Here is a 25451-nt window from a genome sequence, read left to right on the forward strand (position 1 = left end):
TTACTTACTATAAAACAAATATGACAATAAGCAATAAAACAATACAAGGAGATGTATATATAGGACCAGAATCAGTAGTTACATTTAATAATGTAACAGTTAATGGAGATATATATGTTTTAGGAGCATTAAAAGCAAATAGCATAAATGCAAAACTGTTAAAGGAAGAGAAATGCATTTTGGATTTACATCTTCACATTATAATGGAACAATTGTATTGTCAGGAAGTAATTCAATTGACAATATAAGTTGCACAGCTTATCCAGTAACTGATATTCCAGTTAGAATAGATAATGATCCTATTAATATAGTAGATGGATATTTAAATATAAAAGGAGCTATTCCAGACGTAGTTGATTTATATGTAAATGGAAGCAAAATAGATACTTCAATTCAAGGGAAGTTCATTATTGATGACTTTTACATAGGTGATGTAGACAAGTTGACATTATCATTTAGAACAGTATTTGGAAATACAATAGAAAAAACATTTGATGTAAATCAATGTACAAAACTGCCTGATGGAAGTATTAATAATATACCTAAAATTCAAGCAAAAGATATTGTACTAAAAGTAGGCGATAAATTTAATGTGATGTCAGAAGTAAGTGCATTAGACAAAGAAGACAGAAATATAACATCAAACATAGTACCACAATCAGTGTTAAATATACAATCTAAATCAAATAGCTATAGCTCAGACAAAGTAACTTGGTCACCAATTGAAAATGTAGATGGCTATGAAGTATATAGAACAACAAGTAAGGGTGGAACATATTCATTAAGAAAAACTGTTACAAGTGGAAGTACTTTAAGTTATACAAATACAGGATTAATAACAGGAAAAACATATTATTATAAAGTAAAAGCATATAGATTAGTTAATGGGAAAAAAATATATAGTAGTTACTCATATATAGTGTCTGCGTCGCGAAACTTTCTATACCAAGTGTAACTTTAAGTGCAGGGACTAAAAAAGCTTATGTTAAGTGGGAAAAAGTTTCAGGTGCTAGTGGCTATGAAATTTATAGAGCAACAAAGAAAACTGGAAATTACTTAAAGGTAAAATCTACAACTGGTAGTTCTACAACTTCTTATATAAATAGTGGTTTAACTAGTAAAAAAGGATATTACTATAAAGTAAGAGCTTATAGAACAATAAATGGAAAGAAAGTTTATAGCTCGTATAGTAGTATCAAATATATAAAAGTTAAGTAAGAAAATAATTTATAATATAACTAAATATATTATAGTAATTAGAGCTCTGGAAACCTTAAAGGACCAGAGCGTTTTTGTTATAGCTAGAAAATTGAATCTAGTCGCAAGACTAGATTTTATTTCTTTATTATAAAGTCAATTCATCAAAATGCCTTGACTATGATGCCTGGGGGAGAGCGAATGTTTCGAATATTAATCTTTTGGAAAATGTAACTTTAGAGGCATTCAGAGTATAGTAGATGAAATGTCAGAAAGATAAACAAAATAGAATTAATATTATCTATATAAATTTAATAATACACAAAAATAGCTATCTATATATTATAAATATAAATGGCTATTTTGAGTTATTATATAAAAAAATCATTTCTTATTTGTTATTTTTTAAAATTGTATATAATGATGCTACTGCTGCACTTGTTATTATTACGAAAGCAACTCCCATAAATACCCAAGCTATTGTAGTCATACTATCTACTTCCTTTTATTTCATAATATGAAAGGAGCTATACAATAATTATCGATTTAATAACAACTTAACAGACTTTACAACATTTTAATATCAAGTCAAACCATTAGAATGACTTGGCTATTATTTTTTATATGCTAGGATATTACAACTTTTTTACACTTGTAGATAAGCTATATAATTAATCATCAAAAAAGTTACTTAGTAAATAATTATTGACTTTATTGGATTACGGTTGTAAGATTTAATTAAAGATTACAATTGTAAGTTTAAGGAGGGATAATAATGAAACAGAATTAGAAGTAATGAAAATATTATGGCAAAAACAAGAAGCAACAAGTGCTGAAATAATAGAAGAACTAAAAGATAAAAGTGATTGGAAACCAAAAACAATTCAAACACTTATTACAAGATTAGTATCAAAGGAAGTTGTACAAGTAGACAAAAGCAATAAAAAGTCATATATCTACAGTCCAACAGTCAGTGAAGATGAGTACAAAGATGATGCAAGTAAGTCATTTTTAGAAAAACTTTATAGTGGATCAATAAATAAAATGGTACTTAGCTTTGTAAAAAGTAACAAATTATCAAAATCAGAAATAGAAGAGTTAAAAGACATGTTAAAAGACGAGTAGAAATTAAATGGTATTGACAAATAAATTAAAATATTAAGATGGTAAATAAAAAAGGAAGTGAATTATGGAAAATATTTTGGGATATATAGTTGGGGCTACTGTCTTTGGAAGTGCCACAGGTTTTATAATACTACTAATAAAAAACTTACTGAAAAATAAAATTAACAAAAGATATGCATACTTACTTTGGATTATATTAGTAATAAAACTGATTATTCCATTTGGACCAGAAAGTAATATAAGTTTATTTAATAGCATACCAATAAATTTTAATATGGAAAACATAGTGAGCAGTAATACAAATCAATTAGAAAGTAATAGTACTAATTTAGATGATATAAATAGTAATTCAAATGCTACACAAACTAATAGCTATGTACAGACAGACAATAAAACTAATGAAGCAAATAGCACAGGCTCAACCTCTCAATACAATTACAGTAGTGGTAATGAGGAGAATGAAAATCTTGGACAAAATAGCCAAGTAATTGATAATACTGCCTCAACACCAATAGTAGGTATAAATAAAGATAAACTTTCAGCAATATTGTCAGTTGTGTGGTTATGTGGATTTATATTTGCAATAGTTGGTCACATAGTAATTCATATTTATTTTATAAAAGACTTAAAAAAATCTTCTAAATTAAAATATGAAAGACTAGAAAAAATATTAAAAAACTGCAAATCACAATTAAATATAAAGAAAAATATTCAAGTAATAGTACATGATACAATAAACTCACCATCACTTGTGGGAATGTTTAAAGTGAAAATTATTTTACCAAGCAACTTAATAAATTTAAGTGAAAAAGAGTTAACTCACATATTTTTACATGAATTATGTCATTACAAAAATAAAGATAATTACATAGATAATTTACTTGGAGTGTTACAATGTGCACACTGGTTCAATCCACTTATTTATTACTATTTCAAAAAAATGAGAAATGATATGGAAATAGCTTGTGATGAAAGGGTATTAAGTGTTTTGAATGAAGATGAACATAATAAATACGGTATTACAATGCTTAATGTTTTAGAAAAAATTAGTTTTAATCCTAAAGTTAGAGTTGGATTAAATATGGCTAATGATAAGAAAACTATGAGAGAAAGAGTAGAGCTAATAAAAAATAGTAAGAATTTCTCTAAGAAAAAGAAGTTATTTACAGTAACAGGTATAATTTGTTTACTTGTAGTGAGTGGAGTACTACTTACAAATGGAAAAACTATAAATGTGGATGATGACTTAGATAAGGCCATATCAAATGTTATCTTAGAAGAATATGGATCAGAATACGAAAAAAACTATCCCAAAATATATTCCGGGGAGGGAGAATTATCAGTAGAAGCTCATAAAATTTTAGGTAAATCTACTAAAAATAATAAAATAGAAATTTACTTAATAGCAACTTATGGAGATTATGAATTCCAAAATAATATATTTAATTTGGTACATGCTAGCTCACAAATACCTTTAAAAATAACATTTACAACTAATTCAAAAGAAGGAAGTAAATTAAAAGATAATGATAAATATTACTATGTAGATATGAAAATGGCAAGTGATGGAGCCAATTTAGAAAAATCCATAAAAGATATGTTTCCAACAAAAGAAGCCTATAAAGCTTTGAATATTATAAATGGTGCCAAGGGATCAGAAAAGTTATTTGAAGAAATAAACAAAGATGCAACCAAATATGTTGAAAGTTTAGGCAGAAAATCAAAGGTAACTTATCATTATGTACAAAAAGAAAATATAGATGAATCTGCATTAGATAACATATGGAAGTTAAAAGAAGTAGGTACATATCCTGATTATATTGGAACTAGGGAAGTTATAGAAAATAAAAAAAGATATATTTATAGAACAGATTATAGTAAAACAACTAAAGTCTTAAATTTTACAAAAACTAATGAAAATAATGAGGTAGTAGAAGAAATTTCATACGAAATAAATAATAACAAAGCAATAAAAATAGACAGTGATAAATATATTTCTTTCAGAAAATACTCAGGAAGAGAATTTCTATATATTCAAGAAGACAAGGTTACATTTACAGCAAATGAAATAAAAATAGTGAATAATGAAGCAAAAGTTTATGTAAAAGTGGAAAACAAAAGTGATAAAGATTTACATTTATCTATGGATAATTTAACTATAGGAAAAAACACAAAAAAAGTGGATGCTCAAGTTACTATAGGTGCAGGTGAAAGTCAAAATGATATTATAACTATTAAAGGAATATCAAAAATGAGTGATGTATACAATCCCCTTACAGGAACGGGATTTAGAGGAACCATTTTAAGAAGAGATATGAATAACCCAGATGATGTACAACAAATAGACTATATAAACAAGATATAAATAAACTTCATGGAGGATATACAATGAAAAAAGAATAAGTTTAATACTGATAATAACAATAGTAGTTATAATTGGATATCTTGTAATGACTCCAATGATGGCACTTAGACTTGCACTTTTTAAAACATGATTTCCCATAAAAGCAATTACATTGCAAGTTTCAGATCATCCTTATGAAGCAGATGTGCAAAGTAATGAAAAAATATATACTTTGACAAATCCACCTACAGAAGAAGCTACTCAAGGAATACTAGAAAACTGGGTAGTGGCGAAATATGGAATTTTCTATGTTGGAGAATACTTGGGCTGGTAAGTATATAAAATAATCCCCCTTACGTTTAAAATAGACGTAAGGGGGATTAAATTTATTATAAAGAAGTTTCTCTTAAAACTAAACCTTCATTTCTTTCAGCTAGAGTTCTAACAGACCATTCATTTGCGAATAATACTACTGGATTTCTATTTTTATCTTCAACTAGTAATGTATCCATTGGCATTGAAAGCTTACCAAATTTAGAAAGATCATTTTCAACCCAACGTAGATGGGCGTAAGGTAGTGGATACATCATTACATCAACACCATATTCTTGTTTTAGACGATATTCTAAAACTTCGAACTGAAGTACACCAACAACTCCAACGATAAGTTCTTCCATACCACCATTAGGTTGTTTGAATACTTGTATAGCACCCTCTTCTGATAATTGAGTAACACCTTTTACAAATTGCTTTCTCTTAAGAGCATTTTTTGTAGATACTTTCATAAAGTGTTCAGGAGCAAATTGTGGTATACCAGTGTATTGTAAGTTTGATTGTTTTGCACTTAATGTATCACCAATATTAAATATTCCTGGATCGTGTATACCAATGATGTCACCTGGGTATGCTTTATCAATCATTACACGGTCTTGAGCCACGAACTGTTGAGGTTGTGAAAGTTTAATTTTTTTACCTCTTTGAACATGGTTTACTGTCATACCTTTTTCGAATTCACCAGAGCAAATTCTAAGGAATGCGATTCTATCTCTGTGATTTTTATCCATATTAGCTTGGATTTTAAATATAAATCCTGAGAAGTTATCAGATGTAGGGTCAATTTCACCTAAATTACTTTTACGAGCAGTTGGTGGTGTTGTTATATCTAGGAACGATTCCAAAAATGGCTCCACACCAAAGTTAGTAAGGGCACTTCCGAAGAATACTGGTGTTAATTCACCCTTTAATATTGTTTCTAAGTCAAAATTATCCCCAGCAATATCTAAAAGTTCAATATCTTCTAATAGTTTTTCGTGAAGGTCATGACCTAATAAATCAGTGAACTTCTCATCAGATGGATCACCAGTTATACAGCTGGCAATAGCTTGTCCATGGTTACCATCATCAAATACTTCAACTTGATTTTTATGACGATTAAATACACCTTTGAATTCTTTACCAGAACCAATTGGCCAGTTTACTGGACAAGAACGAATTCCTAGAACATTTTCAATATCTTCAAGTAATTCAAATGGGTCTTTACCTTGACGGTCCATTTTATTTATAAATGTGAATATTGGAATTCCTCTCATTTTACAAACATGGAATAATTTCTTTGTTTGTGCCTCAACCCCTTTAGCAGAGTCGATAACCATTACTGCAGAGTCTGCAGCCATAAGAGTTCTATAAGTGTCTTCACTGAAATCTTGATGACCAGGAGTATCAAGAATATTTATACAAAAGTTATCATATTCAAATTGAAGAACACTTGATGCAACAGAGATACCTCTTTGTTTCTCTATCTCCATCCAGTCAGATACTGCATGTTTTTGAGATCTTCTTGATTTAACTGAACCGGCTTCACGAATGGCTCCACCATATAATAGAAACTTTTCAGTTAATGTAGTTTTTCCTGCATCGGGATGTGAAATGATTGCGAAGGTTCTTCTTCTTTTAACCTCATTAATCAAGTTTAAATTTTGTTCTGTCATTTTTTATCATCCTTTATTTTAAATTTATGATTATGCAAATATAAAAATATATTTATTAGTAGTTTTAAGATGAACATAATTATATATGTACTATAAAAAACTACAATACTAATTGATATTATAACTTTAATCAAAAACTGTCAATATAGAAATAGAGGAAAGAGCAGAAAACATAAACCAAATAATAATGCTACTACAAAGACATGATACTATAGGTAACGTACTTAAAAAATAAACGAAAAAAATCTACGAATAAAGTAAAAATAATGGAACATTTGTATAAAAATATTGTTATTTATTGAAATAATAAATAATTGAAAATAATGGATATATAGATTGATAAATTATATAAGTTATATTATTATTATATATAACTGAAATGATATACAGAAAATTCAGAAAAATAAAAGGGGGAATAGAAATATGATAAAAAGAAAAAAGGCACTACCAGCAATACTAATAGCTACATTAATGATGACTACAGCTTCATTTGCAACACCTAATAAAGATATGCAAAAATTAGAAAAGGTATTTTTAAACAGAGTAAACGAAAATAGAGCAATGAATCATATAGAAGTTTTATCAGAAGACATAGGGGTTAGAGTAAGTGGAACAAAAGAAGAATACGAGGCAGCAAAATACATAGAGAAACAGTTCAAATCAATGGGGTATAAGACAGAAATACAAGAATTCAAATTTGTTAGAGGTGGACAAGAAGTAACTTCATGGAATGTAATTGCAACTATGAAACCTGGAGTTAAAGGTATAAAAAATGATAAAAATGATACGAATAAAATTGTACATTTAACAGCGCATTATGATAGCGTTCCAAAAGCTCCAGGGGCAAATGATAACGCTTCAGGTGTTGCTTCAATGTTAGAAATAGCAAAATCAATGACTAGTATGGATATAGACAAAGAAGTAAGATTCGTAGCTTGTGGATCAGAAGAAGTTGGACTTAAAGGATCATATGCATATGTAGATTCTTTGACAGAAGATGAAATAAATAGAAGTGAAGGGAATTTTAATTTAGACATGGTTGCTACAGCATACGAGCCATGTACGGAACTTGCAGTATATACATATAATCAAGGTGAAAATGTTATAACGGACTATATGAAAAAAGCAGGAGAAAAAATTTCTTATTTATCAAATGATGAAGTAGAATATAATGGAGAGTATGATGGACCTATGGGATCTTCAGACCATGTGCCATTTGCTAAAAAAGGTATACCTTCAGCATTATTTATAAATGTAGATCCAGCAAAGAAAGATGACCCAAGATCAGCTATAGAGCCATACTATCATAAGCCAGAAGATCATACAGGAAATGTAAGTGTTGATAGATTAGAAAGAACTGTAAAATTAGTTGGACTAGCAACTCTAGATGCATTAAATGTTGATTAATTAATATGAGTATAAAAAGTACATATAATTGGATTGAAACACCTGATGATTATTATAAAACTTATTTATTAATTGAAACTTGTAACAACTCAATATATTACATTTTATCTGATGAAGATAAAGGAATAATTTATAGAGCTGGTTTTTTCGAGGCAGGTGGAGATTTTAAAGTTTATAAATACTATAAAAGTACATGGATTATTATGTGTGAAGGGTTTGGTTCTCCAACCAGCCAAGCGCTACATATTGGTAATGTAGATAATATTTATAGAGCCAGCACTAATTACAATATATATGATTTGTTTACGGGAGATAACATAATAGAGTTATAAAATGGATGAAAAAGATAAAATACTAAAAATGTAGTTCGTTTAAATTTATAATACTTATTATAATGAAGTATAAGGTAATGTAAAATAATTTGTGCTTTTAGATTAAATAAAATTGCTGTAGAGTAAGGGAATTACTCTACAGCAAAAATTAATTTAAACTCTCTTAGTTGAAAATATATCTAAGTAACTCTTTTATCATTACACCTCCTGGAACAAGGTGTATTTAAAACAAGCTGATAACATTACTATTATCACAAGATGAACGCAAGTCACCCAAATTCTTAGTTATTTTATTGATAGAAGCTACACTCATGCCCAAGCCTAAATCTTTTGTAATTATTCCAGTAAGAAGCTCTTCTATATCTGGAAAAAATGCCATATAGTCTTTAAACTCTTGTTTTACTAAATCATTATCTCTGTTTGCAGCAAGTTTGTCCAACATATAAAAAACAGGATACACATCATCTAGAGTATCTGTTACCTGCAAATCTAAAATATTTCTCTGAACATCATCGCCGAAATTTATATGGGGGCTATATGCATATTTTATTACCTCTTTTAAAGTTTCGTTTTCCATATATTGAGATAAAATTGCTTTTTTATTAATTAAAGAAGGTGTACTTCTTATTTGTCTGAATATTTCCTGTACCTTTATTAGATCTCTTACACTATTAATTAAACTTTCTACATTTTCTAATATCATTTATATACACTCCAATTAAATTATTTTGTGGGTATTTCTTTTTTAACTTTATATAATTGTAGGTTATATTTGATAAAAGGTCACTTAATAGTTTGGTTTTGAATGAAAGTCCTTAATAATTAAATGATTAGATAAAATAAGGTCAATTTTTACAAAATAGATTTATACTGGAAGTTTAATATTTAAAACAAAAGTAAGTATTTACTATTTAATCTGCTGTTTATTAAAGGAACAACTCCTTGAAAACTTAAAATATTTTAAACATATATTTACTCAGTCAAAGGAGTTTCCCATATTGGATAAATATTATTTATTATCAGCAGGAAAAACTATATTAAGATCCTGTCTAATTTTATCCATAGTAAGCATAGTATTAAGAGTATTTTCTAAAGTATTAAAAGAAGAATAAACTGCATCACTATGGCTCAACTCAACTAATTTAATAAACTCCTCAATCTCATAATACATATTATTTTCATGCTGTTTAACACCTATATCCTCCACAGTACCATCCCTATAAACAATCTTTATATTCTCAAAATTATTCATCTTATCAATTATAATACTTCCTTTTTCACCTTGGATCTCAGATGGAATATAAGAGTTTGCAATCTTGGAATAAATCACCACAGCATCCATAGTACCATAATCCAGAATTGCACTTCCTTGACCATCTACACCAGTACTTAGAAGAAAAGTATTAGATTTTATATTATTTGGAGGCCCAAACAAATTTATAATAGGAGCCAAACAGTAAACACCAATATCCATAAGAGCACCATTGGACAATTCTTTTTTGAATGCATTTAAAATAGTACCTTCCTTGTATTTATCATATCTAGAAGAGTACTGGCAAAAGCTTGCAAAACATCTTCTAATTTCCCCTATTTTGTGAAGATTATCTTTTAAGATTTTGAAATTCGGAGTAACAGTGATTCTCATAGCCTCCATTATTACCACATTATTTTCTTTAGCAGTATTTATCATATTCAATGCTTCCTTATAATTTGAAGCAAATGCCTTTTCACAAAGGACATGTTTCTTATTTTGTAAAAATAATATGGCTTGGTCATGATGAATTGCATTTGGTGAAGCAATGTAGATAGCATCTAAATTTTCATCTTTTGCCATGTCCTCTAAACATGTGGAGTACTTGTCAAAGTTGTATTTGTCCTTGAAACTTATGGCTGTGGATTCACTTCTTGAGTAGAAAGTATGTAGATTTAAGTTTTCAAATTCTGCGGCTGCTTCTAGGAAGGTGTCTACTATGAACCCGCTTCCTATTACACCTAAGTTAATGATTTTTTTCATATGGTATCTCCTTGATAGTATTTGTAATAAATTTCACTATATTTTTAACTATATCAAATATGGGAATTTTATGCAGTATTATATTTTGGGGGAAGGAATTAAGTTGGTGGAATAGGATAGAGTTTATGTCAATAACTTGTTAAAATAATAATAGATAGAATCACTAGAAGTTAGAGTTTTAAATAACAAAATAGGACTTATTATAACAATATAAATGGAAAATTCTTATATAAGCCATGATATAATGAATTTAATAATATAATGGGGGAGAAAAATGAAGAAGATTTTTATTAGCCATAATAGTCAAGATAAAGATAAAATAGATGAATTAGTAACATCTTTAAAAATGCTAGGGTGTAAGGTATTTTATTCATCAGAAGCAAGTACAAATAGTATTGAATTCGGACAAGACTTTTATATCAAAATAAAGGAAGAAATATTAAATTCTGAATTAGTTATATTTATGGTATCTAGTAATTTTTATGAAAGTATACCATCACTAATAGAAGTTGGAATAGCTTACGGAGCAAAGAAAAAAATGATACCTGTAGGTTTTAAATGTGGAAATTATGAAAACGTATTAAAAGGGATATTTAATACAAATAATAGACTTCCATGTTTGGATGCTGAAAATGATGTGCTGAAGCTGTTAAAAGATGTTTCAGGAAGTGATGACATAATAGAAATTAATAACTTAACCAAAAGGATACTTAATAAGACAATAGAAAGTGATAATTTAAATATAGTAGATGATAGTGTTGTTACAATAATTGAGCCTGATAGAATGAAAAGTGAAGAACCAGTTATGTCAATTGTAAATAAGTTTAAGAATTTAAGAGACATAGATTATATATTAATAAAGTACATAGTTGAAACAAGAACATATTATTTTAATTTTGAGAATGAATATGATTATTGGGGGATTAAATATGATAGATGGTTAAAAAGGTTAGGTTTAGATAGGGATAATGATTATGATGGATTTTTAAATTATTTAAAGTTATTAAAAATTTGTGAAGATAATCCAAGCTTTTTAAAATTAGACTTAATTGTAGTTGAAGCTTTAGAACATATTTATGAGAGGGATATCCTTAAAATTAATGAAGCTATAGCAAAGAATATTGATGAGATACCTTTTTAAAAGGATATCAGGCTAATAGTATTAATACAATATAGTTTTGTATATATGATACTCAATAAATTTATAAAGAGGAGAATATGATGAATCAAAATTCTAATGAATTAGGTGTGATGTTAAATTATATTGGTGGTGTTTTTGATGATAGATATTTGGATGAAAAAGAAGATGATTTAAATAAGGCAGGTATTAGACTTGTTAAATTTGATGAATCAGGGATACCAATGAACTCATTTTATGATGAGTTGATAAGTGCTATTGTATTAGCAATTAATAATGAAATAGTTATGCAATATATAAACGGAATACTTGGATCTGCTATTTATGATGTGTTAAAGTCATTTATTATAGATACATGGAAAAATTTAAAAGGTAAGCATTATCATAAAATTTATTCAGGTGGAAAAGCAGAAGAAAAAGAGGCTTCCTTTGGGATACAAATGAAGGTTAATAAAAATTGTGAAATTAATTTAAAATTATCAGGAGATATATCAGATTCTTTAAAAGAAAAATGCGTAGATGATGCATTCGAATTAGTTAAGTATATGAATAAGAGTGAAAGTAAAAGTGAGTACAGTAATATTTATGCTAAATATGATGTAAATAAAGAAAAATGGGTTTTAATTGATATAAGGGAAGAAATAGAAAAATTAAAATAAATATTTTAATTCAATTGTAAGTAGATAATAACAAATAATAGGGGGAATATCTATGAAGTCATTTATAGAAGAAAGTAAAAATATTATACGTAAGGCATCACAAAATAATAAATTAGTAGTATTTGTTGGAGCTGGAGTTTCAATTAATTCAGGATATCCTTCATGGACAAGTCTTATAAGTGATTTTGCTCAAGGTGTAGGCATTGATATGAATGAGTGTTCATTTGATGATTATTTAAAAATACCACAGTACTATTATAATCTTAGAAAAGAAAAAGATTATTATGATGTTATTTTAAATAAGTTTAATATTAAAGCTGAACCTAATGAGATACATGACTTAATAATTAATTTGAATCCTGCTCATATAATTACAACAAATTATGATGATTTAATTGAAAGAGCATGCAATAAAAAGGGGTTATTTTTTGATGTAGTTTCTAAGGATCAAGATTTGCCATATAGTGTAAATAATAAAATGATTATTAAAATGCATGGAGACTTAAATAATAAGAATATAGTATTAAAAGAGGATGATTATCTTTCTTACTTTAAAAATTTTCAATTAATACAAAATTATATTAAATCTCTTATATCTACACATGTAGTTTTATTTATAGGGTATTCGGTAAGTGATATTAATGTAAAGTACATATTTCAGTGGGTAAAAGACATACTTAAAAATGATTTTCAACAAGTTTATTTTCTTGAAGGAGATGATAATAAAAAATTTAATCAGTTAGAATTTGAGTATTATAGAAACAGAGGTATAAATATATTATATACTTCAGAGTGCAAGGGTATAGATTATTTTAATAAGTCATTTGATTATGGAAAATTAGATAAAGATATAGCAAAATCAATAATGAGGTTTTTATACTACTTAACTGATGATAGTAGTGATTATCTATCGATTGACGTAGCTTATGAGAAGTTAAAACATTTGAATGCGTTAAATGTAGTTAGGATTGATGATATAAGGAGAGCGCTAGATTTACAAATACCATGGAGAGATAAAAGAGGAATACATTATAGTTATTATGAATTAAAAAATAGAATACTTAAAGTTCACAATAAAAAATTGAAAAGTCTGTTTAAAGATTTAAGTGAAGATAGGATAGATGATAAAGGTAAGTTTATTAAAAAAATTCTATATAATGCAGGTATAATAGCTATACAAGATGAAAATGAAGAAGTTATTTTAAATATAAATTTTGAAGAACATGATAAATTAAAAAAAGATATATATATTTTTAATTATAAAGAATTAGAGAATAATTCTAAATTTAATATTTATAGAGATGTACGGGGAAAAGAAAAAGAGTTACTAGATGTAGCATATAATTTATATAATTTAGATAGATATTATGAATCCTATATGTTGCTTAAGAGAATATCAGAAAGTTGTATAGAAAATAAGATGTACTATTTATATTTTATATCGGAATTTAATAGATATTATTTAGGTATGAGTATTTCACAAAATATATTTAATCTTGGAAGATGGGGAATAAATCTCGAAATACAAGAACAAATTCAAAATGAAGTTAATAAAATTGATTTAAATAACATATATTTAGAACTTCCTAAAAGTGATATAGGAAATATAGAAGTATACAGAGATATTCTTACATTTAAGTTTGTACATAGAAAAACAGGTGATGTAATATCTTTTGAAAAGAAAATAAAAGAAGAAAAAGATACTATTTTTTATGGTGGAAGTGAAGAAGACAGTTCAGTATATAAGCTAAAAGAAGATATAAAATATTTCAATGAATTTATTATAAGTAATAGATTATTTGTAAATAATTATGTTGAAGTAAAAATGAGTTTTTATAAGTTTATAGAAAATATGTTATTTAGTTATAGTTTGGAATATAAAAATACTGAAGATGAATTTTGGGGAATAAAAGGGAAAATGATTAAATTAAATAAAATTGATTATTTTACTGTATATTCAATGATAAACTATTTAAGCATCAAAGACATAAAAGAATTATTTAATAAATATAATATAGATAAATTGACATTGGAAGAAGATGCAATAGATAAATTGAAAGATTTAAACTATAACCTGGTATATGCATTAAATAATATATCAAGTATTGTAGATATAAAAGATAAGGTATGTAAATTTATATATATTATATCTAGATCAACACTAGATAGTAACCTATTTGATTTTAGTTTAGTAATTAAATATTTTATTGAAATATTGGAGTCAAATATAAATGTTCTCACTGAGGATATTATTAATGAAATTTCTAAAGGCGTAATTACTCAATCTAAATCATTATTAGAGAATAATACTATAAATATATTACTTAAAGATTTATTTAAAGCAATAAGATATTCGGAGAAGCTTAGTAGCGAAATTATTAGTAGCATAGAAAGACTTATACTTAATATTATTTATTTAATTAATAATAATGGTAGTATTAGTTTAAGTGAAGCAGAGGAAGATATTATAATTGAGTATACTAAAACTAATAACAATAAATCATTTTATTATAATCAAATACTTGTAAAATCATACTCAATACTATCGGATGAAAATAGAAAAAAAATAGTCAAACAAGTTGAAAGTATTTTAGAAAGTAAATCTAAGTTTTCTTATAACGAGTTTTTATTATATAAATTATCTGTGTACTATGAAATAATTAATTCAAAGGTTGATTTAGAACAAAAAATAGTTAATTTTATAGATTTAGAAATAGATATAAGAGCAGAAGAAAAAAGACAAGGAAGATTTGTTGGAAGAAGGTATGAAGTTAGTGACTTGCTTAGAGGGGTATTTCACTTATTGATATATGACAAAATTTTAGATATTGAAAAGTTTAAGAAGTATGGTGATATTAATGAACAAATTAAATTTATTTTACATGGGATGAATATTGAAATATTCAATCCTGAATGGTTAATAGATTTTCCAACTAAACTAAACCAGAAGTTAGCTAAAAATAAAGAAATAAAGAAAAAGATAGAAAAATATATAAGTTCAAATTTAAGTAATAGAGAAATTATAGAAATTTACTTTAAAGATTATTGTTAGTAAATCAGCTCATTGAAATGACTTGACTAAGGTGCCTGGGTGTGTAGTTTTGAACTTTTTGTAAAGAACCTGGTAAAAACTAACTGACAAGCTTTATAGATAAATATATAGAAAAAGTGAATGCTTAAAATAAGATATTACATACATAAAGCCGAAAATAGGAGATTCTATTTTCGGCTTATTTTAATTTAAAGGTAAGATTTATTAATATGTATTTAACATAAACACAATAAAAATGTAGATTTTAACAAAAATCGGTCAATACTTCAAATAAAACATAAAATTTAAAATGGAGGATATCATGGGTAGACAATCACCAATAACAAAAACAATAAACCAAGTAGCAAGAGAATATGCAAAAGAGCAAAAACAAGCAAAAGCCCGAGAAGAAAAAGCAAAAAGAGAAAAAGAAAAAGAAGCTAAAAGACTACAAAAAGAAAATGAAATAAAAATAAAAGAAGACTCCATAAACCTAGCAAAACAAATAACACAAAAATCAAAAAAACAAAGAGAAGAAATACTTAGCTTACTAAAAAATATAAACAGTAATAAAGAAACCATAAACTGGGAGCTACTAAAAGACCACAGTAATTATAATGGACTACTAGAACTTAGAAAACTTCCAATAAAACCATTAGAAGAAGATTATAAAATTAAGTTAAAATTACTAGACTACCTAATTCCAAACAGAATATCAAAGTTAGAAAATCAAGCTAAAAATAGATATCAAGAAGATCTAAATAAATGGGAAGTAGAATATAAAAATATAGAAAAAGATAATAATCAAAAAACTTCCATGTGGGAAGAAAGTAGAAAAGCTTTTGAAAATAGAAAATCCATCAAAAATAATAATATAGATAAATTAAAAAAAGAATATGAACAAGGGAAAAAAGAAGGTGTAGAATTTTACATAACAAAAATACTATCAAAGAGAAAATATCCATCATACTACAAAATGACATGTGAAGTAGAATACATACCACTAAATAAAATACTTATAATAGAGTACGCCTTGCCAAAGAAAGAAAAAATACCTAATTTAAAAGAGCGAAAATATGAAGTAACTAAAAAAGACTACAAAGATACATTATTAAAAGAAACAGAATTAAACAAAATCTACGAAGAGTCACTATATCAGCTATGTCTAAGACTAAACTATGATATCTATATGAGTGATATAGCAAATAATATAGAAGGTATTGTATTCAATGGATATTTGACAGAACTAAATAGAAGCAATGGACTAGAAGAAACAAACTGTATTCTATCATTACAAACCTCAGTAGAAACCTTCATGGAATACAATTTAACAGAAGTCGACCCAAAGTTATGTTTTAAAAGAATGAAGGGAAGAGCGGGAACTAAGCTAAGTGATTTAGTTGCTGTTGCACCAATATGTAATATAAGTAAATATGATAAGAGATTTATAAAATCCCATGAAATAGGTGACAAAGTAAAAGGATATAATCTAGCCGCTATGAACTGGGAAGAATTTGAACATCTTATAAGAGAGTTGTTTGAAAAGGAATATGCAAAAGATAATGTGGAAGTTCATGTAACGCAAGGTATCAAAGACGGTGGGGTAGATGGAGTAATAATAGATTCTGATCCAATCAAAGGTGGTAAAATAATTTTACAAGCAAAGAGATATACAAATATAGTTGGAATTTCTGCTATTAGAGAACTTGCAACAGTAGTATCGGATGAAGGTGCAATGAAAGGCATATTAGTTACGACTGCTGATTTCGGAAGGGATTCTTATGAGTATATAAAAGATAAACCACTTACACTTATCAATGGAGAAAATCTTTTATATATGTTAAAAAAACATGGCTACGAAGCAAGAATAGACTTAACTGAAGCCAAACTTCAAATAAAAGAACAGCTTAAGGATAATACTTTTAGCAAAATTAAAACTACTAATTAAGGAAGCTAAAATGAATATATACAAACAACTTGTTCATAAGACTAGCGCTATAGCTCTTCAATTAGAAGGAGTATACAACTTACTATAATGCAATGAAAGATATATGTTCACCAGCAAATCAAGTTAAAGAGAAAATTAAAGAGTTATTCTCAGTTATTGCTCAACATACATACGTGGAATATATTGTAAAACAAGCAATTTTATTTTAGGGGGAGTTTATGAAAAAACACGGGATATTAAGTATTTTTATGGCATTTTGCATCATGCTAACATCATCATTTATGAATATATCTTCTGCAGCCACAGTAGAATATCTTGATGAATTAACAACAGATGAAATGCTTCTTAGCGAGTTAATATATGACGACTACATTTTAAAACAAAAGTATAATGAAAAAATAAATATAAAAAATTATACAGAATTCTATGATAAATGTAGAGCATATATAGACCGTGGAGATATAATGTATGAAAGTTTAGATCAACTTAATAATAGGTTATCTAAATATACATTAAAAATGGTTGAAAGAGATAAAGTAACAGGTTTTGAGGGAGCTGTTTTTGAAAGAGATTACAATGGAAAAAGACATTTAACTATTGTATTTCGTGGAACAGAAATGGATAAGCTAAATGATTTAGCTACAGATTTCTTAGATGTATTCATTCCAATATTTAAAAACCAAACCAATGTGGCAAAAAAACTAGTAAAAAATGCTATTAAATTAAGTACATCTTCAAATCCTATAGATGAAATATCATTAACAGTTCATTCATTGGGAGGATTTTTAGCACAGTGTGTGGGTGTGGAGATAGCACAAAATAATATTGAAATGTCTAATATAGACTGGTATGCATCAACATTTAATGCACCAGGTTTATGGATGTCTCGTGAAGAACTAAGCAAATCAAAAAATACTTCATCAAAAGAAATAAATGAATATTTAGATTATGTTAATAGTTTAGATAGAAATTTGAAAAGTTATTCTAAAATTAAAAATTACTATATAGATGGTGATATTGTAGGAGAGTATGGTAAACATGTAGGACAAGAATTCAGATATGAAAACCATACATCTAGTTTAACTAAATATCATAGTTTATATAATTTTCACAAGTATGGGAATTGGTACAAAACATCAACTTCAAAAACAATAATTAAAAGTGTTTATGAAAATGATACAGAAGTTAAAGGGAAAGCACCTGCTAATAAGAATGTTGAGTTATACATTAACAATAAAAAAGTAAAATCCATGTATACAAATAACAGAGGAGATTACAAGTTTACTGTTGGAAAACAATCAGCAGGCTCAAAGATTGAGATTAGATTTAAAAACTCATCTGGTAAATATGAATCAACTAGTAAAGCAGTAAAAATCCTTTAAAAGTCAATAAAATTTATTATGGCAAAAAAACAATAACAGGTAAGGCTATTCCTTATTCAAAGGTTGAAGTTTATTTAGAACAAAAAGCAAGTGCAGAAGAGGAAGGAATATTAAGCAAAACTACTGCTGACAAATATGGAAAGTTTACTTTAAATTTACCAAGAACTTATTCAGCAGGAACAAAATTTAAAGTAAGAACATCTAAAGCTTTTTATCCTAGCAAATCAGTAAGTTTAAGTATATCAAAATCAAATATATCAACTTTAACTATAAATAAGTTGTATTCAGCAGCAACAAGCCTTAGTGGAAAAACAACAAGTAATGCAAAAGTTACAGCATACAAAAACAGCAAAAAAATAGGAAGTACTGTAACATCAGATAAAAATGGAAACTTTAAAATTTCTATAGGAAAGCAATTAAAAGGAACTAAAATAAAAGTTGTTGCAAGAAAAAGTAATTATAATGACAAAGAAAGCACAATTACAGTTACTCAATCACCAACTGCAAAATTAAGTGTTAATCCTAAATATTATAATTCAAAGACAATAAGTGGGAAAACAACTCCAGGATCAACTGTAAAAGCTTATGTTTCTAAAAAGCAAGTGGGGAAAACTGCAACAGCAGATAAAAATGGAAATTACAAAATAACTGGAATCAAAAAACAAAGTTCCAAAAAAGTAATAACTATTAAGGCGACTAAGAAAAATTATATTTCAAAAAGTATAAATATAACAGTTAAAGCAGCATCAACTGTGAGACTTCCATTTATATCAAAGGGAAAAGTTGGGTATATGGATGAAACAGGTAGAGTAGCCATAAAACCTCAGTTTAAATATTTCTACAGTGAGATGTATTCCATGATGATGGCAGGTGAATTTTACAACAATAGAGCACAAGTTTACACTTCATCAGGGAAAACAAGATATATAGATACAAATGGAAAGTATATAAATAACTATACTTATGATTATGGATTTGATTTTTCTGAAAATATGGCAGTGGCATATAGAAATGGAAAATTTAGATTTATAAATACAGCTGGAAAAGAGGTTTTCAGTACAAAATATACAGTTAATGGATGTTTTAGAAATGGATTAGTTATGTATAAACACAATGGAAAAAGTGGATATATGGACAAAACTGGAAAGATAGTTATTAAAGCACAATATGCAGATGCTAAAAGTTTTTATAATGGATACGCTTTAGTAGAATTGACTAATGGACAAACTGCAATCATTGATAAAAAAGGAAAAAATAAAACAGAAGGATATAAATTAGGATATTACTTAAATAATCATAGTTATAATCAACCAATAGTATCAGAAGGTATGTTTGCCCTATATGGAGAAGGATATGTTTTTGCAGATATAAACAATCCTAGTAAAATAAAAATATACAATAAGATAGGTTCTTCACTTGCTGGATTTGATGGTGTAGGTATATTTACAAGTGGTTTAGCACCAGTTAAGACTGATGGTAAATGGGGATATATTGACAAAAAAGGTAAGATGGTTATAAAACCGACCTATGATTTTGCTGGAAATTTTGAAGGCAACTATTCTACTGTACATAAGGGTAATTATATTTATGTAATTGATAAAACTGGTAAAATAGTAAGTAAGAAATTTAAATATTCTTATGAGGGTTCTGCTAGAATAGATCATAAACTGATGGCATTTAACAATAGTAGTGGATACAAGTACTATGATTTTAAAGGAAACTTGGTAAAACCTAAGCTTTAAAAGTAAAACATAGATGCATAGATATATGCCATAATTAAGATAATAAAAATAGCTAAAGTCTAATAAGGCTTTAGCTATTTTTAGTACTATTCGTCTAAAAGTTGAATTGTATATCCATCAGGATCATTTACAAAGAAAAATCTTATATCTGGCATAGGAGTTATTGGACCTACAACAGGTATATTTTTAGATTTTATTTTTTCAACCAAATCATCTAGTTGTTTAAAAGCAATACCGATAGAAACACCATTACCTAAGTTTTCCTTAGATGCAGTTGAGATAGGTATTAGCTCGATTTTAGCATCATCATCTTCACCAAGCATGACTATTTGGTGATTTCCACCTTCAATAACTCTAGATATTTTCATTCCTAACAAATCTTTATAAAACTTTAAGCTATTATCTAGATTAGTTACTTGTATAGTAGTCCATTGGAATTTCATATGTACCTCCTAAAAATTTTTATATTTAATTATGTATTTCAAAACATAAATATTAAGGCATATGAGATATTTCATAAAACTAGCAATATATTATATGCCAAATACTTATCTTGACTGTTCAATAACATACTTCATATTGTCAGTTTTGTAATAAGATATAAAGTATTCTATAGGAAACTCAACCCCATCTTTTTGTCCATAAGTAGTTGTATTAAATAATAGAAGAGGATGGCCATCCTCAACTTCTAGCAACTCACTTATTTCATCCTTAGATGAAGCAGCTTCAATAACTTGAGTAGCTCTAGTAATTTTTATATTATAGAAATTCTCCAATACATTATATAAAGAATTCCCTGCAAAGTCGAAACACTCAATATTTGAAAATTGATTATAAGGAAGATATGCTTTAGTCAAGCATAGAGGCTTTTCATCAGCGTAATATACTCTTTCTAAGACAAAAATATTTTCATTTTCTAATAAATCAAGCTTTTCGCAAATTTCATAACTACCTTTTTCTACAGCTGTTTTAAGTAGTTTTCTAGAAGGTTTCTTACCTTGATTAGTAATTTCTTCTGTATAACTATGTACCGTATTAAGATTTTGTTTTGAAGTATTTTTATTTACAAAACTGCCTTTACCAGAAACCTTATATACATACCCTTCTTTAACAAGTTCATCAATTGCTCTTCTAACAGTTATTCTACTAACATTATAAGAATCAATAAGCTCTCTTTCTGAAGGCAATGGCTGGTGAGGCGCTAGTTCATTGTTGTTAATCTTTTTTATAATATCATTTTTAATAATATAGTATTTTGGTAATACCCTATCCATAATTTTACCTCTTTTATATTGTATTTATATAATTTTATTATATCAATATACGATAATTATGTCTAATAGAAGGCTATGTAGGATAATAGTATTTAAAATTCGCTTCGCTTGAGCGACGTGTCGGCGGAATACTTTAAGCCACTGCGTGGGCGCCATGAAATTTCAGTCAACTCCGTTGCTCAAAATTTACTTTTTTACAAACTTACACATCTTGAAATTACTTATATATACAGGTTATCCATAAAATTTATGAAATTATAATTTCCTAGTAAGTGAAAAAATATGCAATTAATGTGCATTTTTATAAAAATAAGTCTAATAGTGTCTAACTTTTATAAAAATGTGTTGACACGAAAACGTTGCTTTAATATAATTAGAGTACAACAATATATAACAAGTTGTTATATCAATAATACAAAATGTAATACAACATAGATAATATAGTATGAAAATAGGAGGGAATATGATAAATAAGATAGCAGGAGCAATATATGGTATGGCATTAGGAGATGCAATGGGAATGCCACCAGAGCTATGGAGTAGGAAAAAAACAAAAGAGTTTTTTGGAGAAATAAAAGAATTTTTAGATGGACCAAAGGAAAATGATGTAGCATGCAATTACACAAAAGGTCAATTTACAGATGACACAGCTCAAGCACTAGTTATAATTGATTCTTTAATAGATACAAATTTTATTCCTAGTCAACTTGATATAGCAACTAAATTATTAGAGTGGGCAGATAGAGAAAATGCTTTTGAAAATAATATATTAGGGCCTACATCTAAAGCAGCATTGAATGGTTTTAGAGAAAATAAAGATACAAAATCTATTACAGACGCAGCACAAAGTAACGGTTCTGCCATGAGAATAGCTCCAATAGGATGTTTATTTTCATCAGACAAGAAAAATGAATTAGTTGACTATGTTTATGAGATATCAAGAACTACTCATAGTAGTGACATTTCCATAGCAGGTGCAGCAATGATTGCTATGGCAGTAAGCTCATCTATGGAAAATGATGATTTTGATAAAGTAATGGAAGATGTATATGAAATAGAAGAATATGCTCTAAGTTTAGGATGTGAAACTATTAATCCATCAATAGCAGCTAGAACAAAACTAGGTGTTGAGTTAGCTAACAAATATGAAGGTAATGATGATGAATTTTTAGAGAATATATACAACATAATAGGTGCAGGAGTAATAATAAGTGAGTCAGTACCAGCGGCATTAAGTATAGCTTATTATGCAAAAGATCCTAATAAATGTAGTATATTATGTGCTAATTTAGGTGGAGACACAGATACAATAGGAGCAATGGCTTGTGCTATATGTGGAGCATTTACTGGTTTTGACAAAATAAATAAGGAATATGTGGCTGACTTAGATAAGAATAATGATATAAATCTACAAAAGTATGTGGACATTTTATTAGAAAGAAGGGAAGCATAAATGAAAACATTGGTGCTAGGGGCAGCAATAGTAGATAAAATAATGAATATTAATATGCTACCCAAAAGTGGAGACGATATTGTTGCATCTCAGGAAATTACAACAGTAGGCGGATGTGCTTACAATGTGGCTAATATACTTAATAATTTAGAAGTCGCTCATGATTTAGTAGTTCCTGTAGGATGTGGCATGTATGGTCACACCATAGAAAAAGATCTTTTAAATAATGGATATGAAATTTTTATAAAAGATGAAAATACTGATAATGGATACTGTTTATGTTTAGTAGAAAATAGTGGCGAGCGAACTTTTATAACAGTACAGGGAACTGAATGTGAATTTAAAAAAGAATGGCTAGATAATCTAGACACAAATAAATATAACAAAGTATATATATCAGGATATGAATTAGAAGGAAAAAGTGGAGGAGTAATAGTAGAGTTTCTGGAAAAAAATACACATATGGAAATATATTTTGCTCCAGGACCAAGAATCACATACTTAGATAAAGATATTATGAATAGAATTTATAATTTATCTCCAATAATTCATTTAAATGATAAAGAAGCTAGTGAATACACTAATAAAAGTGATTTACATCAAGCTATAGAAGAAATACATGAAAAAAGCAATAATAGTGTGTTTATTACCTTAGGTCCTAAGGGAGTATTATACAAAGAAAAAAATAATGATCCTATTATAGTAGAAGGATATAAGGCAAAAGTAATAGATACAATTGGAGCAGGAGATAGTCATATTGCAGGAATTATAGGCGCAAAATCAATGGCATATGACAATATATCAGTTTGTAAAATTGCAAACAAAATTGCAGCTAAAGTAGTAGCAACAAAAGGACCAAAATTAGAAAATAAGATAAATATAGAGGAGATATAAGATGGAAGTTTCACAAAATAAAAAAACATTTTTAAATGACTGGACTATGTTTGAAAAAATGTGGTTAATAATATCAACAATTACGATGATAGGATTAAGTATTATATGGAAAGATTCTGCGATGGCTTTAATAAGTGGAGTTACAGGAATTATAGGAGTTGTATTATGTGCAAAAGGTAAAGTATCAACTTATATATTTGCAACAGTAAACGTAGCACTTTATGCAATAATATGTTACCAAAATGCTTTATACGGTGAAGTAATGTTAAATGCACTTTACTTTATCCCAATGAATATTATAGGATTCTTACTATGGAACAAGAGAAAAGATGACGATGGAAATGTTGAAGCTAAAGCATTAACAAAAAATCAAGTAATAATATTATTTATAGGTTTAGGAATAGCTATATTCTTATATTACCAATTATTAAAATCTCTAGGTGGAAATCTTCAACTTATAGACTCAATAACTACAGTTACATCAGTTGTTGCCTTAATATTACAAGTAATGAGATACAAAGAGCAATGGTTAGTGTGGATACTTGTTAATCTTGTTTCTATATTAATGTGGGTAATGTTATTAAATACTCCAGAAGGTAGCGTTACGATGATAGTAATGTGGGCTGCATACTTAATAAACTCTATATATGGATATGTAAACTGGAGTAAACTAAGTAAAAAAGAAGCTTAATATTATATAATTAAAAAGTTTATAGCAATTTTAGTGATAAAAAATATATAAAAATTAAATAAAAGAAATAGCTACTATGAAATCATTAATATAGTAGCTTTATTTCTAACAAGAACGTTTTCACTATGGAAAATATTGATATATATTCTTTTATGCTATAATTTGATACAATGTAAAAGAATATTACTTATTGAAGGGAAGAATGTCATGGCAGAAACAACAAATATATTACAATGGACTTTTGTAAGTGAATGTCCGATACCAGAAGATGTAGAAGAGGTATTAGTACCTGGAGAAACAGCTGTTGCAGCATACAAAACATTTAGGGATAGTGCAATTTTTACTAACAAAAGATTAATAGTAAGAGATGCACAAGGATTAACAGGTAAAAAAGTAGAGATCTATTCTTTACCATATTCATCAATAAACATGTGGTCAACTGAAAATGCAGGGAAACTATTTGATTTAAATGCAGAAGTTGAATTATGGACAAGAGCAGGTCATATAAAAATAAATCTACAAAAAGGTGTAGATATTAGAGAATTTGATAGACTAATAGCACAAGCAGTATTTAAATAGAAAAAATCTGAAGTAAGTCAAGTCATTGTAATGACTTGACTTATTTTAATTGTAAGGAAATTATATGTTATCTGATTTATGGATAACGTATAATTTCCAACTTTACAACTTGAGCAACGGGCGAAGCCGTTGGCGATATGAGCGAAGCGAATTTTTTATTGTAAGGAAATTATATCAAAATCCTGTATTGAACAAAGGTGGGTATCTTGCTAAAAAACAAGATAAAATAGTTGTTATATATTAACAAATATAT

The 25451-nt window shown here is 27.5% G+C and carries 22 protein-coding genes; 17 read left to right on the top strand and 5 right to left on the bottom strand.

The window, feature by feature from the left end; genetic code table 11:
- Positions 1-20: 20 nt before the first annotated feature.
- From QX51_RS20275 to QX51_RS20515, 5 genes are all read left to right on the top strand, one after another.
- On the top strand, positions 21-248 hold the full coding sequence (locus QX51_RS20275; protein WP_152607199.1) for a hypothetical protein: 228 nt from the start codon (positions 21-23) through the stop codon (positions 246-248).
- On the top strand, positions 218-955 hold the full coding sequence (locus tag QX51_RS02050) for a fibronectin type III domain-containing protein (RefSeq protein WP_152607200.1): 738 nt from the start codon (positions 218-220) through the stop codon (positions 953-955). Before QX51_RS20275 ends, QX51_RS02050 begins: the two co-directional genes overlap by 31 nt.
- Before the next feature lie 992 nt (positions 956-1947).
- Complete coding sequence (locus QX51_RS02055) at positions 1948-2322, top strand: BlaI/MecI/CopY family transcriptional regulator (protein WP_039678251.1); 375 nt, start codon at positions 1948-1950, stop codon at positions 2320-2322.
- A gap of 64 nt (positions 2323-2386) precedes the next feature.
- On the top strand, positions 2387-4687 hold the full coding sequence (locus QX51_RS02060) for a M56 family metallopeptidase (RefSeq protein ID WP_039678252.1): 2301 nt from the start codon (positions 2387-2389) through the stop codon (positions 4685-4687).
- A gap of 151 nt (positions 4688-4838) precedes the next feature.
- Positions 4839-5000 carry a hypothetical protein gene (locus QX51_RS20515; RefSeq protein WP_161791886.1) on the top strand — a complete coding sequence of 54 codons (162 nt, stop codon included), beginning with the start codon at positions 4839-4841 and terminating at the stop codon, positions 4998-5000.
- A gap of 55 nt (positions 5001-5055) precedes the next feature.
- Here the strand turns inward: QX51_RS20515 and QX51_RS02065 are convergent, their stop codons facing one another.
- Positions 5056-6654, bottom strand: coding sequence for a peptide chain release factor 3 (locus QX51_RS02065; RefSeq protein ID WP_039678253.1), 1599 nt, complete (start codon positions 6652-6654; stop codon positions 5056-5058).
- Between the two features lie 423 nt (positions 6655-7077).
- On the opposite strand from QX51_RS02065, the gene QX51_RS02070 reads away from it, so the two are divergent.
- Both QX51_RS02070 and QX51_RS02075 read left to right on the top strand, forming a co-directional pair.
- Positions 7078-8061, top strand: coding sequence for a M28 family peptidase (locus QX51_RS02070; protein WP_052232830.1), 984 nt, complete (start codon positions 7078-7080; stop codon positions 8059-8061).
- 5 nt (positions 8062-8066) lie between these two features.
- Complete coding sequence (locus tag QX51_RS02075; protein WP_039678254.1) at positions 8067-8393, top strand: hypothetical protein; 327 nt, start codon at positions 8067-8069, stop codon at positions 8391-8393.
- A 223-nt stretch (positions 8394-8616) separates the two neighbouring features.
- Here the strand turns inward: QX51_RS02075 and QX51_RS02080 are convergent, their stop codons facing one another.
- Complete coding sequence (locus QX51_RS02080) at positions 8617-9096, bottom strand: hypothetical protein (RefSeq protein WP_039678255.1); 480 nt, start codon at positions 9094-9096, stop codon at positions 8617-8619.
- Positions 9097-9402: 306 nt separating this feature from the next.
- Entirely contained in the window at positions 9403-10407 is a 1005-nt protein-coding gene (locus QX51_RS02085) for a Gfo/Idh/MocA family protein (RefSeq protein WP_039678256.1), read from the bottom strand.
- Between the two features lie 274 nt (positions 10408-10681).
- Here QX51_RS02085 and QX51_RS19295 point away from each other — a divergent pair, with 274 nt between their 5' ends.
- From QX51_RS19295 to QX51_RS02115, 6 genes are all read left to right on the top strand, one after another.
- Complete coding sequence (locus tag QX51_RS19295; protein WP_052232831.1) at positions 10682-11548, top strand: toll/interleukin-1 receptor domain-containing protein; 867 nt, start codon at positions 10682-10684, stop codon at positions 11546-11548.
- Between the two features lie 80 nt (positions 11549-11628).
- Positions 11629-12204 (top strand): hypothetical protein, encoded by a 576-nt coding sequence (locus tag QX51_RS02095; RefSeq protein WP_039678257.1) that lies wholly within the window; start codon positions 11629-11631, stop codon positions 12202-12204.
- Between the two features lie 52 nt (positions 12205-12256).
- Positions 12257-15256 carry an SIR2 family protein gene (locus tag QX51_RS02100; RefSeq protein ID WP_039678258.1) on the top strand — a complete coding sequence of 1000 codons (3000 nt, stop codon included), beginning with the start codon at positions 12257-12259 and terminating at the stop codon, positions 15254-15256.
- 301 nt (positions 15257-15557) lie between these two features.
- Positions 15558-17183: a restriction endonuclease gene (locus tag QX51_RS02105; protein WP_039678259.1), complete on the top strand. Its 1626-nt coding sequence runs from the start codon at positions 15558-15560 to the stop codon at positions 17181-17183.
- A 218-nt stretch (positions 17184-17401) separates the two neighbouring features.
- Positions 17402-18565, top strand: coding sequence for a Tle-like phospholipase domain-containing protein (locus QX51_RS02110; protein ID WP_039678260.1), 1164 nt, complete (start codon positions 17402-17404; stop codon positions 18563-18565).
- A 269-nt stretch (positions 18566-18834) separates the two neighbouring features.
- Positions 18835-20307 carry a WG repeat-containing protein gene (locus tag QX51_RS02115; RefSeq protein WP_278246184.1) on the top strand — a complete coding sequence of 491 codons (1473 nt, stop codon included), beginning with the start codon at positions 18835-18837 and terminating at the stop codon, positions 20305-20307.
- An 86-nt stretch (positions 20308-20393) separates the two neighbouring features.
- On the opposite strand, the gene QX51_RS02120 is transcribed toward QX51_RS02115, so the two are convergent.
- Together QX51_RS02120 and QX51_RS02125 are read right to left on the bottom strand one after the other, a co-directional pair.
- A complete protein-coding gene (locus QX51_RS02120; protein ID WP_039678262.1) occupies positions 20394-20750 on the bottom strand; it encodes a VOC family protein in 357 nt (118 codons plus the stop codon).
- Positions 20751-20855: 105 nt separating this feature from the next.
- Entirely contained in the window at positions 20856-21581 is a 726-nt protein-coding gene (locus QX51_RS02125; protein WP_039678263.1) for a GntR family transcriptional regulator, read from the bottom strand.
- A gap of 463 nt (positions 21582-22044) precedes the next feature.
- On the opposite strand from QX51_RS02125, the gene QX51_RS02130 reads away from it, so the two are divergent.
- From QX51_RS02130 to QX51_RS02145, 4 genes are all read left to right on the top strand, one after another.
- Positions 22045-23034 (top strand): ADP-ribosylglycohydrolase family protein, encoded by a 990-nt coding sequence (locus tag QX51_RS02130; protein WP_039678264.1) that lies wholly within the window; start codon positions 22045-22047, stop codon positions 23032-23034.
- Positions 23035-23928, top strand: a complete 894-nt coding sequence (locus QX51_RS02135) for a PfkB family carbohydrate kinase (protein ID WP_039678265.1) — start codon at positions 23035-23037, stop codon at positions 23926-23928.
- A 1-nt stretch (position 23929) separates the two neighbouring features.
- Entirely contained in the window at positions 23930-24619 is a 690-nt protein-coding gene (pnuC, locus tag QX51_RS02140) for a nicotinamide riboside transporter PnuC (protein WP_039678266.1), read from the top strand.
- A 207-nt stretch (positions 24620-24826) separates the two neighbouring features.
- The gene (locus QX51_RS02145; protein ID WP_039678267.1) at positions 24827-25198 is read left to right on the top strand and encodes a PH domain-containing protein; all 372 of its coding nucleotides are present in this window, start codon (positions 24827-24829) and stop codon (positions 25196-25198) included.
- Positions 25199-25451: the final 253 nt, after the last annotated feature.

It is taken from the genome of Terrisporobacter othiniensis (assembly GCF_000808015.1).
GTDB classification, from domain to species: domain Bacteria; phylum Bacillota; class Clostridia; order Peptostreptococcales; family Peptostreptococcaceae; genus Terrisporobacter; species Terrisporobacter muris.